We start from the raw sequence: 13,566 nt of genomic DNA, 5'->3' as shown, positions 1-13,566 counted from the left end.
CGAGGACCGGGCACCACGCCCCCATGGCACCGAGGCACCCACACCACCGGAGCAGACATGACCCTCGACACGGCACGCGGCGACTCGGACGGCCCGGACCTCCGGGACCGCTCGTTCCTCTTCGTCCTCGGCAGCTCGCGCTCCGACGGCAACACCGAGGTCCTCGCCCGCGCCGCCGCCGCGCAACTGCCCTCCTCCGTCCCGCAGCGCTGGCTGGACCTGAACGACCTGCCGCTGCCCGACTTCCAGGACGGCCGGCACGAGACCGCGGAGTGGTCGGCCGGAGAGACCGAGGAACTGCTGCGCCGGGCGACGGTGGAGGCCACCGACATCGTCATAGCCTCGCCCCTGTACTGGTACACCCTCTCCGCGCAGACCAAGCGTTACCTCGACTACTGGTCGGGCTGGCTGAACGTCCCCGCCTCGGACTTCAAGGAGCGGATGGCGGGCGGGACGCTGTGGGGGGTGACGGTCATGTCGGACGACGACCACGCGGTCGCGGACGGCCTGGTGACCGCGCTGAACCATTCGGCGGCCTACCTGGGGATGCGCTTCGGCGGGGTCCTGACCGGAACCGCCTCCCGCCCCGGCCGGGTCCGCGCCGACGAACAGGCGATGCTCCGCGCCAAGACCTTCTTCAGGAACGAGCCCCCGCTCGCCCGCTTCCACTGAGGGCCGTCACGCAACAGGACCCGGACCGCACGCAGCGGCCCGGGCCCTGGGACGGCGCTGCGTCAGCTGTCAGCGGCTCCGTCGCCCGCCTGCCCGGCACCCTCGGCCGCACCGGTCTTCTCACGCATCTTGCGCACCAGCTCAGCCTTCTTGTCCGCCGCACTCCGCCGGTCGAGATTGCGGTGCGGCCCGTTGTTCTGACGCTCGGCGCGGGACTGCCGCTTACGCTGGCCGCCGCCCTGGCCCACGGGGTTGTTGATGTTCTTGCTGTCGGGCATGCGTACGACGTTACCCGCTTCCGCCGACCCCGCACGCCAACCGTTCGACTCCGGTCCACGGTGGCCCGCCCTCCCGATGCGGCCCCGGGGCTACTCGGCGGCGGGCAGCGACTCCCGCAGGGCCTTCGCGGTGACGGCCGGGTCGTAGCCGGCGGGGACGCCCTCGACCAGGATGATGTCGGCGGGCATGTGCCGGTACCGCAGCGGCGCGATCTCCTGGTACGCCGGCGAGTCCCACCAGGCCCGCGCCTCGGCGATCCCGGGGAACCCGATCATCACGACCGCCCCGGCCCAGTCGCCCTCCTTCACCTCGTGCGCCGTCCCGTGCACGAGGAAGCGGCCGCCGAACGGCTCGAAGGTGGCGGGGATGCGCTCGATGTACTCGACGACGTCGGCGTGCGGGGCCTCGGTGTTCAGCTTCGCGATGGCGTAGGCGGTCATGGTGCCGGTGTCCTTCCGGTCGGCCGGGCTGGGTACGGGACCGATCGTGGCACCGGCCCTGACCGGAGGTCGATGACGTCCCAGGTAATGGCCGGCTACTCAGGTGCCATCGGCAGCGCCGCCGCCTCCCTCCACACGGCCAGCTGCGCATCGTCCACGGGCTTCATCTCGCCCTGGTACCTCAGCCAGTAGCCGTCGGCGTCCTTCGCCTGGGTCGCGAACACGTACGTCTCGCCGTCCACCAGCCGCTGGGCAGGCTCCTTGTCCGAGGCGAAGGGGACGAGCACCGTGCCCCGCACGTTCCCTCGCAGCACCGACACCACGTCGACCCGGTAGATGTCCGTCGTCCAGTCGTCGATGTCCCGCCGCTCCTCGAACGCCCTCACGCGTCCGGTGAAGACGTTCTCGGAGTGCGGCGCCGTACCCGCCGGTGTGTGGGCGTCGTACCCCCGCAGCACCTCCCCCGCCGCGACCTGCGCCTCCAGCTGCTGGTAGCCGAACCAACCGCCCACCACCAACGCCCCGGCGGCCACCGCGCCCGCGGCGAGCCCCACCGCCTTCCTCTTCACGGCCGCCCCTGCCTACCGAGGCGCCATCGGCAGCGCGACCGCTTCCTTCCACACGGCCAGCTGCCGCTCGTCCAAGGGCTTCATCTCGCCCTGGTACAGCTGCGCGTGACCGTCCTTCACGGTGTCCGCCCAGGCGTGGGTGGCGAAGAGATACGTGCTGCCTTCCTCCAGCCGGGCGGCGGTGCCCTCATCCAGGCCGTACGTCACCCGGACCGTCCCGCGCACGGTCCCCCGCAGCACGGAGGCGACCTCGACCCGGTAGACGTCCTGCGTCCACCCCTCGATCTCGCGCTGCTCCTCGAAAGCCGCCACGCGCCCGGCGAACACGTTCTCGGTGTGCGGCGCGGTGGCCGCCGGGCTGGTGGCGTCGTAGCCCCGCAGGACCTCTCCGGAACCGAGCGGCTCCTCCAGGTACCGGTACCCGAACCAGCCCCCCGCGACCAGTACCCCGGCAGCCACCGCGCCTGCCAGAAGAGCCGTCCTCTTCCTGTTCATGCTCATGCTCGTCCCCAGAGTGCGTGATACGCCGTGATGTCGTGCGAGGTCGGCCCGTTGATCCGCTTGCCCTCGATGAGGCCGTAGTCCGCCCACATCACCGAGTGGTGCGTCCCGTACCCGTACGCCTTGTGGCAGAAGCCGAGCGCGTGCCCGAGCTCGTGGGCGGCGACCCGCCTGCGGTGGTCGGCCGTGCCGTACCGCTTCCCGTCGTCCAGGTAGGCCCGGTTGAGCATCAGGTGATCCGTCCCGTGCCGCGCGGCCCACTTGCCGTAGACATCGGTCCACTGGCCGGTGACGCTGTTGGCGTCCCGCCACTCCAGGTCGGCGTACGAGGTCGCGCCGTCGGGCTCGATCGTCACCTGCTTGAGCGTGCCAGCCGTCCAGACCTTGATCGCGTGCTTGCGTGCGTCGTCGAACTTCGACTCGTCGTCCCACGCGATCTCACGGCCGTCCACGGACGACCGCCCACGCGAGTCGGCCTCGCCGCCCTCGCACCGGTGCGGGGCCGCGGCCGGAGTCGCGTGGGCGGGCACGGGGACCGCTAACAGGAGGACGGCCGCCGAAGCGGCCGTCAGGGCCAGGTCGTCCATCCTCATAGTCACCGGACGATAGCGCTCCGTCACACCTGCAGGTGCTCACCCGGCCCCGCCAAGGGCTCCGCACCGCCGACCCGCCCGCCACGCGCCCCCTGACCGCCCCCGGGCGCCGGCTCACTCCCCCGACCCCGAAGGCCCTCCGGTCAGCAGATCGCGCCCGGCGCAACCGCGACAGCCCTCAGCAGGTCCCGCACCAGACCGAGATCGACGTCCTCCGGCTTACGGAACCGCAGGCAGCCCTTGCCCATGTCCCGGCCGGCCAGCCGCTCCTCGAACGCCTCCCGGACGTCGCTCCGCATGAGGTAGAAGGAGATGTACTGCTTCTGGCTCGCGAAGGCGATCTCGGCGGCGCCCGCCCGCATGTACGTGGGCATGCCGTACGCCATGACCTCGTCGAACCCCTTGAGCTCGGCCCGGCACAACCGCCGCAACGCGGTCAGCGCGTCCCTGCGCCCCTCAGGCACCTCGGCCAGGTACGCGTCGACGTCCACCGCACTGCTCTGCACCATGCGGCGAGCCTATTCCAGCCGGTCGAGCGCCGCCGGATGGCAGAGGCATCCGCACACGAGGTACCGGACCCCCTGTACGCCGCTGTCGCGGGGCTCATGATCCCGGCAGCGGTCGTGACGGCCGACGATGCAGCGCGGCGACCGGAACTCCGGCTCGGGCGGGGCCGCGAGGGCACGGGCCAGCAGGGACACGGTCACCGCGTCGGCGATCTCCGGCGTCACCCACCAGCCGTCGCCCGCGCGGTCACGGTGCGGACCGTCGTGCCCCACGGCGAGCACGCAGAGCGAGCCGCCCCACACCGGCCGCACCACCTCGGCGACGTCGCACACGGACCGCCTCGCCCCGCAGCGACTCATCGGACACTCCCCGCGTGGATGTTGCGCTGGTCGACGTCCACCCCGACCGTCGCCAGCCACAACGCCCGCCGCCGCCTGCGCTGCTCCACCCGCAGATAGGGCCGCTCCAGCGGCGACCGGGAGCCGTCGAGGAGCTGCGTCTGCTCCTGGGCGTAGGGAGACCGCCGGGCGGGCGCCCGATGCCGGGGCGCCCGCGCCGGCGCCGCGGGGCGGGGCCGGTGCCGGCCGGTGGGCGGGAGGGTGAGCATGAGCAGCCCGAGCAGTACGGGGATCAGCGCCCTGCCCAGTAGGCGCGCGATAGGGTTCCGCACGTCATCAACTCCGTTGGTAGTTGGTGGCCATGCCCCGGGGCCGTTCCAGCGGTCGCCGGGGTTTCACGTTCATTCACCATAGAGCTAGCTACACAGTGCCGCATTACTGTGTAGCTAGGTCCATCCGAACGTGTCACTGTGTGACTATCTAGCGTTGACCTATGAGCCTTGACCCGAAGTCGGGACGTCCGCTGTACGTGCAGCTGGCCGACGTAATCGCGGCGCGGATCGCCACCGGGGAGTACGCCCCCGACCGCATGGTCCCCACGCCGGCCCGCCTCGCCGAGGAGTACGGCATCGCAGTGCTGACCGCCCGCCGGGCCATGCAGGAACTCCGCAGGCACGAACTGATCTACACCGTGCCCGGCAAGGGCTCCTTCGTCGCACCCGCCGCCGGAGTGAGCGCCCCGGCGACCGTGGAACGCGAACAGGCGCAGCGTTGGCTCGGCACCGCCCTCGACGAAGCCCGTGCCGGGCTCGCCGAAGGGGGCATCCCCATCGGGGCCGCGCTCTACGGGGCCGACGGGATGCTCCTCGGGCGGGGGCACAATCGGCGGGTGCAGGACGGGGACCCCTCCCTGCACGCCGAGACCGCCGCCTTCCGGGCCGCCGGGCGGCAGCGCTCGTACCGGGGGACGACGATGGTCACCACCCTGTCGCCCTGCTGGTACTGCTCCGGTCTCGTCCGGCAGTTCGGGATCTCGCGGGTCGTCGTCGGCGAGGCCGAGACCTTCCACGGCGGGCACGACTGGCTCGCCCAGCACGGCGTCGAGGTGCTCGTGCTCGACGATCCCGCGTGCACGGCCCTCATGCGGGACTTCATCGCCGCGCACCCCGCCCTCTGGCACGAGGACATCGGGGAGGAGTCCTAGGCTCTGGAACGCCGATGCGATCGGCCGCTGTCGCTCTCGCCCGCGGCGAGTTCGCAAGCGGATCGGTGGCACGTGGTGGCATCCAAGGCCCATGCGGCTTCGAGCGGTTCGGCGCCGGAAACTCGCCCCCTCACCTGCACCGATCCGGGAGATGTCACACTTTGGCCATGAGCAACGCCAAGGACATCGTCCACCAGTTCCTTCTACAGGTGCGCTCGGGGCGGCATCCCGAGCGGGCCGGTGACTTCATGGCCGACCGGGTACGGGCCCATCAGGTCGTCTCTGAGGCGCCGGCGGTCGTGGAGCGGACACCGAAGGAGTACACCGAGCACGTGCAGGAGATGCTCGACGCGTATGGCTCCTTCACGCTGACCGTGGACGAACTCATCGCCGAGGGGGACCGGGTCTACGCCCGCTGGACCCAGCACGGGCGGCACATCGGACCGGTCGACCACCACCAGCCGACCGGCGCACCGGTCACGGCGATGACCAGCGCGGTCTACCGCGTCGAGAACGGCCTCATCGTGGAGTACTGGATCCAGATCGACCGGCAGGGGATCACCGCCCAGCTTCACCGGAGGGCCACCGAGCACTGACCCCGGCTCTGCGCCGCGCGGCGACCGCGGACCTCCGGCCGTGACCCGCCCCGCCGAGAGCGAACATCCTTGGACACAGGGCCTGTTGGGGGAAGACTGGGGCACCCGTCCCGGACACCGGAGGCCCGCATGAGCGCCGAGCACACGCACACGCTGTACGAGGCCGTCGGCGGCGCCGACGCGCTGCGGCGGCTCTCCGCGACGTTCTACGAGGGCGTCCTCGCCGACCCCCTCCTCGCACCCGTCTTCGCCGACTTCACCCCCACTCACGTGGAGCACGTGGCCGTGTGGCTGGCCGAGGTCTTCTCGGGGCCGGCCGGCTTCACCGCCGAGCACGGCGGGCACCAGGCGCTGCTCCGCGCCCATCTCGGGCTCGGCATCACCGAGGAACAGCGGCTGCGCTGGATGGAGTTGATGACGGCGGCGGTGGAGAAGGAGCTGCCGGAAGACGCCCTGCTGCGCCGCCGGGTCGTGGAGTACTTCGACTGGGGCACGCGGATCGCGAAGGACGTCTCCGCCTCGGCGCCGGGCACGGATCTCGGCGACCCCGGCCCCACCCCGCGCTGGGGCTGGGACGGCCTCGCCTGATGCGTCCGCCCCGGTGAGGACCCGCACTCCACCGGGCACAACCCCCTCAAGGACACCGGCGCGACCCCCACGGCAACCTCGCAAAGGCTGGCGTGTTCCCAACACCCTGTCGATATCCTGGACTTGAGATGTGACGGGGCACATCTCGTGGGGTAGCAGGGGGAAGCAGGGGGGTGGCGGGTGGACAGGGAGCTCTACGGCCGCGAGGCGGTCCTGCACGACAGCGGTCTCGTCGCACGGCTCAGCGGACTCACCCGGCACGGTGCCGCGCGGGTCGCGTACGAGCACGGCGACGATCCGCCGGTCACGGTGTTCACGGGCGGGCGCGGCATGGGGAAGACCGCCCTGCTCAAGGAGGTCCGCAACCGGTACAAGGGCTACACGCCGCTGGCGCTGCTCGACTGCGCGCACGTCGAGCCGCCCGCCGACCACGGCCCCGGCTGGAGCGAGGTCACCGGGGCGCTCACCGAGCTCGCCGTACAGCTGTCGCCGAAGGTGCTCGCCGCGAAGCCGGTGCAGTTCCCGAGGCTCTCGCTCGGGCTGGTCGCCGTCGCCTCGCTCGGCTGGTCCCAGGAGGACGACGAGCGCGCCCGGAACGACCTCCTCCAGCTCGGGCCGCTGCTCGCGACCGTCGACGCGTCGAAGGGCGCCGCCGGGGCCTGGGTCGCCAAGGTCCTCTCCAAGCTGGCCGCCAACTTCGCCGAGGCCACCGCCCCGATGGCCGGGGTGCTCGTCGAGGCGACCGTGGAGACCGTCCTGGAGGAGGTCTTCAGCCGCTTCCAGCGCTCCTCCGAGAACTGGTACGGCACCTATCGCAACGCCGGAGGCCGGGGCAAGGCCGGCCTCCGCCAGCTCGCGATCGACTTCGAGCAGGGCGGCCGGCGCCGCCGCGAGGCCGAGGACTTCCTCGTCGGCGCCCTCACCGAGGACCTGCTCCACGCGTATACGGGCCTCCGGCGCGGCACCCGCGTCGGCAGGCCCCTGCTCCTTCTCGACAACGCCCACGAGGAGCTCGGCCGGCAGCTCGTCGAACCGATTCTGCGCGCCCGCGCCGGCGGCCGCCGCGACCGCGTCGTCGTCCTCGCCGCCTCCCGGGTCCGCGAGCACGAGGGGCTGCGGCAGGCCACCCGGACCCGGCTGCCGGAGACCGCGCACCGCGCGCCCTGCCCGCGCGGGACGAGCGTCGGCTCCGGCATCCTCGCCGTCGAGCTCACCCCGCTCTCCCCCGCCCAGACCCGCACCGCCTTCGACCGCCAGGACCCGGCCGGCCGCACGCCCGCCGAACTGGCCCGCGCCGTGCACCGGCTGACCGGCGGCCGGCCGCTCGGCGTGGCCCTCCTCGGCCGGGCCGCCGGCGAGGCGCCCGCGGAGCTGAAGGCCGGACTCACCCCGGGCGGGCTCCTCGACCTGACGGTGGAGCTGCGCGAGGACGCCCCGCCCGTGCCCGTCGCCCCCGCCCTCCTCGCCGAGCTGCTCCCGGTGCGGCGCCCCGGCCCGTACGCGGTGCTCGCCGCCACCCACGACGAGGAGTCCGCGCGGATGCTCGCCCACGCCCGGCTCCAGGGCGAGTCCCTGGACGGGGACGTGGCCCTGCGGGTCCGCGACCAGCTCCGAGCCGAGGACTGGCCGGAGGGCCCACGCCACTTCGTCGCCGACCCCCTCCTGCGCGCCCTGCTCCTGCACCGGCTGCGCTTCGAGGACGCCGACGACCCGCGGTACGCGGCCTGGCGCGCGGTCCACGAGACCCTGCACCGGCACTACGGGCCCGAGCCCGGCCCGTACCGGCTCCACCACGACCTCGCGCTCGGCCGCACCGAGGAGGCCGTGACCCACCTGCGGACCACCTTCCCCGAGCAGGACGTCCTCGGCTGGCTCGGGCGGCTGAAGTTCGTCGCCGCCGCCCCGTACCCGCGCGAGCGGAACCGGCCGGGTCCCGACCCGCGGCGGGCCGTCGCCCTGGGCCAGGCCCCGTCCGGCGACCTGCCCGCCGGCCTCGACGCCGACAGCACCGAACTCCACCTGTCCCTACGGCGGCTGCTGCACGCCGTATGGCTGCTCACCGATCCGCTCGCACTGCCCGACGACGAGGTCGCCGACCGGCTCGCGCACGAGCTGCGCAGGCTCTCCGGCCGCCATCTGACGGGCAGCGGTTCACTCTGGGACGCGGCCACCCACTGGCCGCGCGACATCCGCGCCTGGCGGGAGCTCTCGCTGCCGCCGGGCCGCGAGGACGGAGTCTGACGCCATGCCCGACCGTCTGACCGACCGGCTGCGCCGCCGCGTCCGCACGCCCCGCCAGAAGCTCGTCGCCACGCTCGCCACGGCCGCCGTCGTCATCGGTCTCGGCACGTACGGGATCAACCGGCTCACCACCCCGGAGGACCGTTCCTGCGCGGCCGGCGTCGAACGCACCGAGACCAGCTCCGAGTGCGTCGGCGTCAACGGCGACGGCCATGACTTCGGCATCCCCGAACTCGCCGAGATAGCCGGGGCCATAGGCGCCGAGAACGCCGGCCTCAAGCCCGGCGAGTACGCCACCGTCGCCGTGCTCCTGCCCCTGACCTCCCCCGACGGAGGCATGCGGACCAAGGTCCTCCACGAGCTGCAGGGCGCCTACGCCTACCAGTACCGCGCCAACCACGAGTCCAACAGCCAGACCCCGAAGATCCGACTCGTCCTCGCCAACACCGGCCGGGGAAACACCTACTGGCAGGCCACCACCCGGCAGCTCATGTCCATGACCGGCGCCCCGGACCGGTTGCGGGTCGTCTCCGGTGTCGCCACCTCCTCGACCGAGATGCGGGAGGCGGTGACCGCGCTCACCGGGGCCGGGATCGCCGTCGTCGGCACCACCATCACCGCCGACGACATCGCCAACGGCCCCGGCGCCGGGAACAACCGCTACCCCGGCCTCGCCCGCGTCTCCCCCACCAACAGCGACGAGGCCAAGGCCCTCGCCTACTTCGGCCGCGTCGACGCCGCCAAGGCGATCCTCGTCCAGGACACCCGCAGCGGCGACCACTACACGGACACCCTCAAGTCCGCCTTCGCCGCCTCCCTCAAGGGCGCGCCCTACGAGCCGCAGCTCTTCACCTCGCCGCCCGACCCGACCGACGAGGGCACCACCGCCAACACCTTCCGCCAGATCACCCACCTGATCTGCGACACCCGCGCCGAGACGGTCTTCTTCGCGGGCCGGCACACCCAGCTCCGCCAGTTCATCAACGCGCTGGGCTCGCGCGGCTGCACCGAGCGCGCCTTCACGATCCTGACCGGCGACGAGGGCTCGTACCTGGGCGCCGACAAGAAGCTCGACCGGAACGCGCTCCGGACGAAGCTGACCGTCCGCTACGCCTCGCTCGCCCACCCGGACGCGTGGAAGCCGGCGAAGGGGCGGCCCGTCCCGGCGACGGGCGGTTCGGTGGTGGCGTACTCGACCTTCGAGACGGACATCGCCCGCGCCTCGAAGAAGCCGGTGGCGCTCGCGGACGGGCAGGCGATCGTCGCGTACGACGCGATGGCGACGGCGGTCCACGCGATCCGCCAGGCCACCCCGCGCGAGGCCCGGTACCCGGAGCTCGCGGACGTGGTCACGCAGTGGCCGCAGGTGAAGGGCTCGCTGCGGGTGCAGGGCGCGAGCGGCTGGATCTGCCTCGACAACTACGGCAACCCGTACAACAAGGCGGTCCCGATCGTGGAGCTGGCCCCGGACGGCTCACAGCGCTTCGTCCAGATCGCCTGGCCGGAGAAGAACCCCCCGAGCACGTCCTGCCTCCCGCCGAAACGGGGCTGACGGCGGGCTCCTCACGGCACCCACTTCGGCCAGGGCGCCTCGTCCCGCTCGTAGAGCGACCGCAGGTGCCGCCAGCGCTCGGGCGACCACGCGGCCCAGTCCGTCCGGCGGCCCTCCAGCGCGGCGGAGAGCCGTTCGAAGTGGTCGTGCCAGCCCGCGAGGCAGTCGAGCCGGTACTCCCGCGTCCCCCGGAACTCGTTGGTGAAACGCAGCACGGTCGACCCGCCGCCGCCGGGGCCCGGCTCCAGATGGAACCGGATCCGGCCGTGCGGCGGATCGACCGTGTACTCGGCGACGTATTCGGGATCCCAGGCCGTCACCCAGCCCGAGACCTCGGTCTCGCTGTTCAGCCAGCGGAGCGTGACCCGGCCGCCGAGCCGGGGCTCCAGCGGGTCCGCCGCGCACAGCCAGCCCGGGAGGCCTCCGGCGGTGGCGACGGCCTCCCAGACCTCGGCGGGCGGATGCGGGAGCTCCATGACGTACCGCAGCAGATGCGTGTCGCCGTCGTGGGTCTCGCACCTGCCCCGGGGTATCTCGCTCATACCTCAAGCGTGGCCCCGGGGTCCCCCACCCGCTACTCCACTGCCGCCGTTACTCCACGCCCGCGTAGGAGTGCTTGCTGGTGACGAAGATGTTGACGCCGTAGTAGTTGAAGAGGAAGCAGCCGAAGGCGATGAGCGCGATGTACGCGGCCTTCCGCCCCTTCCAGCCGGCCGTGGCGCGCGCGTGCAGGTACGCGGCGTAACCGACCCAGGTGATGAAGGACCAGACCTCCTTGGCGTCCCAGCCCCAGTAGCGGCCCCACGCGTCGCCGGCCCAGATCGCGCCCGCGATGATCGTGAAGGTCCAGAGCGGGAAGACCGCCGCGTTGACCCGGTACGAGAACTTGTCGAGCGAGGCCGCGGAGGGCAGCCGCTCCATGACCGAGCGGGCGAACGCGCCGGGGTTCCCGCCGGTCGCGAGCTTGTTCTCGTACGAGTCGCGGAAGAGGTAGAGCAGGGTGCCGACGGCGCCGAGGTAGAAGACCGCGCCGCAGAAGATCGCGGTGGAGACGTGGATCCACAGCCAGTACGAGTCGAGCGCCGGGACCAGCTGGTCGCTGGGGGTCTTCAGCCAGGTGGTGGCCATGCCCAGGTCGAGCAGGACGGTCGTCACCAGGGGCAGACCGATCCAGCGGACGTTCTTCTTGGCGACGAGGAAGCCGAGGTACGCGCCGACCGCCACCGTGGAGAAGGTGGTGGAGAACTCGTACATGTTGCCCCACGGGGCCCGCTGCACGGAGAGCGCGCGGGTGATCACGCCGGAGGCCTCGACCAGGAAGGCGAGGGCGGTCAGCGAGACGGCGATCCGGCCGTACAGGTCGCCCTTGACCGTGCCGCCGGCCGCGCCGGGGCCGTCCGGCACGTCCCGGGCGCCGGCCGCGGCGCGGGTGACGACCTGCGGCTTGTCGAGCACGGCGGTGCCGCCGGCCTGCTTGACCTGGACGGTCACGGCCGGGGCGGCGGTCCGCTGCGTGAGGGCGGCGGCGGTGCGGCCGACCTTGCTGCGGCTGCCGAACACCCACTCGGCGATGTGGGCGAAGAAGGCCAGGGTGTAGACGGCCATCGAGGAGTAGATGAGCAGGTCGCTGGTTTGCGCCAGGCTCTCGTTGGTCGTGGCGGCGAGGATCACTTGTCGGCCTCTCCAGAAGGGGCAGGGTCTTCTGCGGGTTCTTCCGCGGGTTCCGGTACGTCTTCCGGATCGGCTTCGGTCACGTCTTCCGGATCGGCTTCGGTCTCGGCTTCCGGATCGGCGCCGGTCACGGCTTCCGGACCGGCTTCGGGCGCCGGCGGCGCGTCCGCCGTGAGCGCGACCGCGAGGTCGCCCAGCTCCTCGGGGAGCCTGGCGGACTCGCTCCGGCCCAGGCCCGCCATCTCGACGACGGTCACGCCGTCCTCACCGCGCACGGCCCGGACCCAGACCCGGCGCCGCTGGATGAAGAGCGAACCGGTCAGACCGGCGATCGCGGCGATCGCGCCCGCGAGGGCGAGGCCGTTGCCGGGCTGCTGCGAGATCTGGAAGCTCGCCCACTCCTTGATGTCCTTCTCGAAGGTGATCGAGCCGGCGCCGTTCGGCAGGGTCATGGTCTGGCCGGGCACGAGCCGCTGCGCGAGCTTGTTGCCGGACGCGTCCATGAACTGCACCAGCTTGGTCTTGTCGAGCTGGTACACGTTCTGCGGCAGACCGGAGTCCACGCCCAGGCTGCCGTGGTAGGCGGTGAGCGCCATGGCCGGCGAGACGAGCGCCGGGAACTGGGAGAACATCGTGCCCTGGCCGGCGCCGGCGAAGGTCGGCACGAAGAAGGCCTGGAAGCCCAGCTGCTCCTTCTTGCCGTTCTTGTCGCGGTAGCCGTCCATCACCTTGATGGCGCCGGTGGAGGTGATGTTGTTGTCGATGGGCAGCAGCGGCACGGCGCCGTGGTAGACGGTCTTGCCGCGGCCGTCCTTGACGGTGACGACGGGCGCGTAGCCGTGGGCGATCAGATAGACCTTGGAGTCGCCCACCTTCAGCGGCTCGTTGACCCGGATGACGGCCTTCTTCTTGTCGGTGCCGCCCTGCCGGTAGGTGACGTTCGCCTCGAAGGTGCGGGGGGTGCCGCGCTGCGGGCCGCTCATCTCGTACGTGCCGTGGAAGGAGTCGAGCTTGAAGCCGAAGGGCTCCAGCTCGTCGAGGCCGAACTGGGAGCCGGACTTGAAGTCGTCGTACTGGGTGAGCGTGTTGGAGAAGCCGTCGCCCTCGACGATCAGCTTGCCGCCCTCGGACTTGAAGAGCTGGCCCCAGGCGAAGGCGACGAGCATGACGATCAGAGCGACGTGGAAGGCCAGGTTCCCGGCCTCGCGGAGGTAGCCCTTCTCGGCGGCGACGGCGTCGCCCGCCGGATGGGCGCGGAAACGGCGGCCCTTGAGGAGGGTGAGCGCGGCCTCCCGGACCTGCTCGGGCTCGGCCGCGGTGCGCCAGGTGGTGTACGCGGGGAGCCGGTCGAGTCGCCGGGGGGCGCCCGGCGGGCGGCTGCGGAGCTGGCCGACGAACTGCCAGGTGCGCGGCACGATGCAGCCGATGAGCGAGACGAACAGCAGGATGTAGATCGCGGAGAACCACACCGAGCTGTAGACGTCGAAGAACTGGAGCTTCTCGTAGATCGGCGTGAGGGTCTCGTGGGCTTCCTTGAAGGTCTGCACCTTCAGCTCGTCCGCGCTGGTCTGCGGGATGAGGGAGCCGGGGACGGCGCCGAGGGAGAGCATGAAGAGGAGGATCAGCGCGACCCGCATGGAGGTCAGCTGCCGCCAGAACCAGCGGATCCAGCCGACCACTCCGAGGACGGGTCCGCCGATGGCGGTGTCGCCGCGCTCCTCGGCGGGGGCGGTGGAGAGCTGGGCGGCGGCCGCTTCGTCGCCGGTGTGCCCGGTCTCCGCCGCTCCGGTCTCCGTCGTTTCGGTCTTGCTCATG

General features: G+C 72.1%; 17 protein-coding genes. 6 read left to right on the top strand and 11 right to left on the bottom strand.

The window, feature by feature from the left end:
- Positions 1-57 precede the first annotated feature (57 nt).
- On the top strand, positions 58-672 hold the full coding sequence (locus ACF08F_RS34155; protein ID WP_392302416.1) for a flavodoxin family protein: 615 nt from the start codon (positions 58-60) through the stop codon (positions 670-672).
- A gap of 62 nt (positions 673-734) precedes the next feature.
- On the opposite strand, the gene ACF08F_RS34150 is transcribed toward ACF08F_RS34155, so the two are convergent.
- The 8 genes from ACF08F_RS34150 to ACF08F_RS34115 all read right to left on the bottom strand — a co-directional run bounded on the left by ACF08F_RS34150 (position 735) and on the right by ACF08F_RS34115 (position 4,231).
- On the bottom strand, positions 735-950 hold the full coding sequence (locus ACF08F_RS34150) for a DUF6243 family protein (RefSeq protein WP_392302415.1): 216 nt from the start codon (positions 948-950) through the stop codon (positions 735-737).
- A gap of 90 nt (positions 951-1,040) precedes the next feature.
- Positions 1,041-1,391: a DUF1330 domain-containing protein gene (locus ACF08F_RS34145; RefSeq protein WP_392302414.1), complete on the bottom strand. Its 351-nt coding sequence runs from the start codon at positions 1,389-1,391 to the stop codon at positions 1,041-1,043.
- Positions 1,392-1,486: 95 nt separating this feature from the next.
- Positions 1,487-1,960: a hypothetical protein gene (locus ACF08F_RS34140; protein ID WP_392302413.1), complete on the bottom strand. Its 474-nt coding sequence runs from the start codon at positions 1,958-1,960 to the stop codon at positions 1,487-1,489.
- 12 nt (positions 1,961-1,972) lie between these two features.
- On the bottom strand, positions 1,973-2,455 hold the full coding sequence (locus ACF08F_RS34135; protein ID WP_392302412.1) for a hypothetical protein: 483 nt from the start codon (positions 2,453-2,455) through the stop codon (positions 1,973-1,975).
- Positions 2,456-2,457: 2 nt separating this feature from the next.
- Entirely contained in the window at positions 2,458-3,054 is a 597-nt protein-coding gene (locus ACF08F_RS34130) for a hypothetical protein (RefSeq protein ID WP_392302411.1), read from the bottom strand.
- 143 nt (positions 3,055-3,197) lie between these two features.
- On the bottom strand, positions 3,198-3,563 hold the full coding sequence (locus ACF08F_RS34125) for an iron chaperone (RefSeq protein WP_392302410.1): 366 nt from the start codon (positions 3,561-3,563) through the stop codon (positions 3,198-3,200).
- Between the two features lie 9 nt (positions 3,564-3,572).
- Positions 3,573-3,920 (bottom strand): hypothetical protein, encoded by a 348-nt coding sequence (locus tag ACF08F_RS34120; protein ID WP_392302409.1) that lies wholly within the window; start codon positions 3,918-3,920, stop codon positions 3,573-3,575.
- Entirely contained in the window at positions 3,917-4,231 is a 315-nt protein-coding gene (locus ACF08F_RS34115) for a hypothetical protein (RefSeq protein ID WP_392302408.1), read from the bottom strand. Before ACF08F_RS34115 ends, ACF08F_RS34120 begins: the two co-directional genes overlap by 4 nt.
- 161 nt (positions 4,232-4,392) lie before the next feature.
- On the opposite strand from ACF08F_RS34115, the gene ACF08F_RS34110 reads away from it, so the two are divergent.
- From ACF08F_RS34110 to ACF08F_RS34090, 5 genes are all read left to right on the top strand, one after another.
- A complete protein-coding gene (locus ACF08F_RS34110) occupies positions 4,393-5,103 on the top strand; it encodes a GntR family transcriptional regulator (RefSeq protein WP_392302407.1) in 711 nt (236 codons plus the stop codon).
- A 167-nt stretch (positions 5,104-5,270) separates the two neighbouring features.
- Entirely contained in the window at positions 5,271-5,699 is a 429-nt protein-coding gene (locus tag ACF08F_RS34105) for an ester cyclase (RefSeq protein WP_392302406.1), read from the top strand.
- 129 nt (positions 5,700-5,828) lie between these two features.
- Positions 5,829-6,287, top strand: coding sequence for a group II truncated hemoglobin (locus ACF08F_RS34100; RefSeq protein ID WP_392302405.1), 459 nt, complete (start codon positions 5,829-5,831; stop codon positions 6,285-6,287).
- A 180-nt stretch (positions 6,288-6,467) separates the two neighbouring features.
- Positions 6,468-8,528: a hypothetical protein gene (locus ACF08F_RS34095; protein ID WP_392302404.1), complete on the top strand. Its 2,061-nt coding sequence runs from the start codon at positions 6,468-6,470 to the stop codon at positions 8,526-8,528.
- Positions 8,529-8,532: 4 nt separating this feature from the next.
- Positions 8,533-10,080: a hypothetical protein gene (locus tag ACF08F_RS34090; protein ID WP_392302403.1), complete on the top strand. Its 1,548-nt coding sequence runs from the start codon at positions 8,533-8,535 to the stop codon at positions 10,078-10,080.
- Positions 10,081-10,091: 11 nt separating this feature from the next.
- On the opposite strand, the gene ACF08F_RS34085 is transcribed toward ACF08F_RS34090, so the two are convergent.
- The 3 genes from ACF08F_RS34085 to ACF08F_RS34075 are packed head-to-tail and all read right to left on the bottom strand — an operon-like array spanning position 10,092 to position 13,565.
- A complete protein-coding gene (locus ACF08F_RS34085) occupies positions 10,092-10,622 on the bottom strand; it encodes an SRPBCC domain-containing protein (RefSeq protein WP_392302402.1) in 531 nt (176 codons plus the stop codon).
- A 49-nt stretch (positions 10,623-10,671) separates the two neighbouring features.
- Positions 10,672-11,751 carry a c-type cytochrome biogenesis protein CcsB gene (gene ccsB, locus ACF08F_RS34080; protein ID WP_392302401.1) on the bottom strand — a complete coding sequence of 360 codons (1,080 nt, stop codon included), beginning with the start codon at positions 11,749-11,751 and terminating at the stop codon, positions 10,672-10,674.
- On the bottom strand, positions 11,748-13,565 hold the full coding sequence (locus ACF08F_RS34075; protein WP_392302400.1) for a cytochrome c biogenesis protein ResB: 1,818 nt from the start codon (positions 13,563-13,565) through the stop codon (positions 11,748-11,750). The genes ccsB and ACF08F_RS34075 overlap by 4 nt, the downstream gene beginning before the upstream one ends.
- Position 13,566: the final 1 nt, after the last annotated feature.

Source organism: Streptomyces sp. NPDC015130 (assembly GCF_043080005.1).
Classification (GTDB): Bacteria; Actinomycetota; Actinomycetes; order Streptomycetales; family Streptomycetaceae; genus Streptomyces.
The sequence above is the reverse complement of the archived record's forward strand: the minus strand, read 5'-3'. Positions and strand labels throughout refer to the sequence as shown.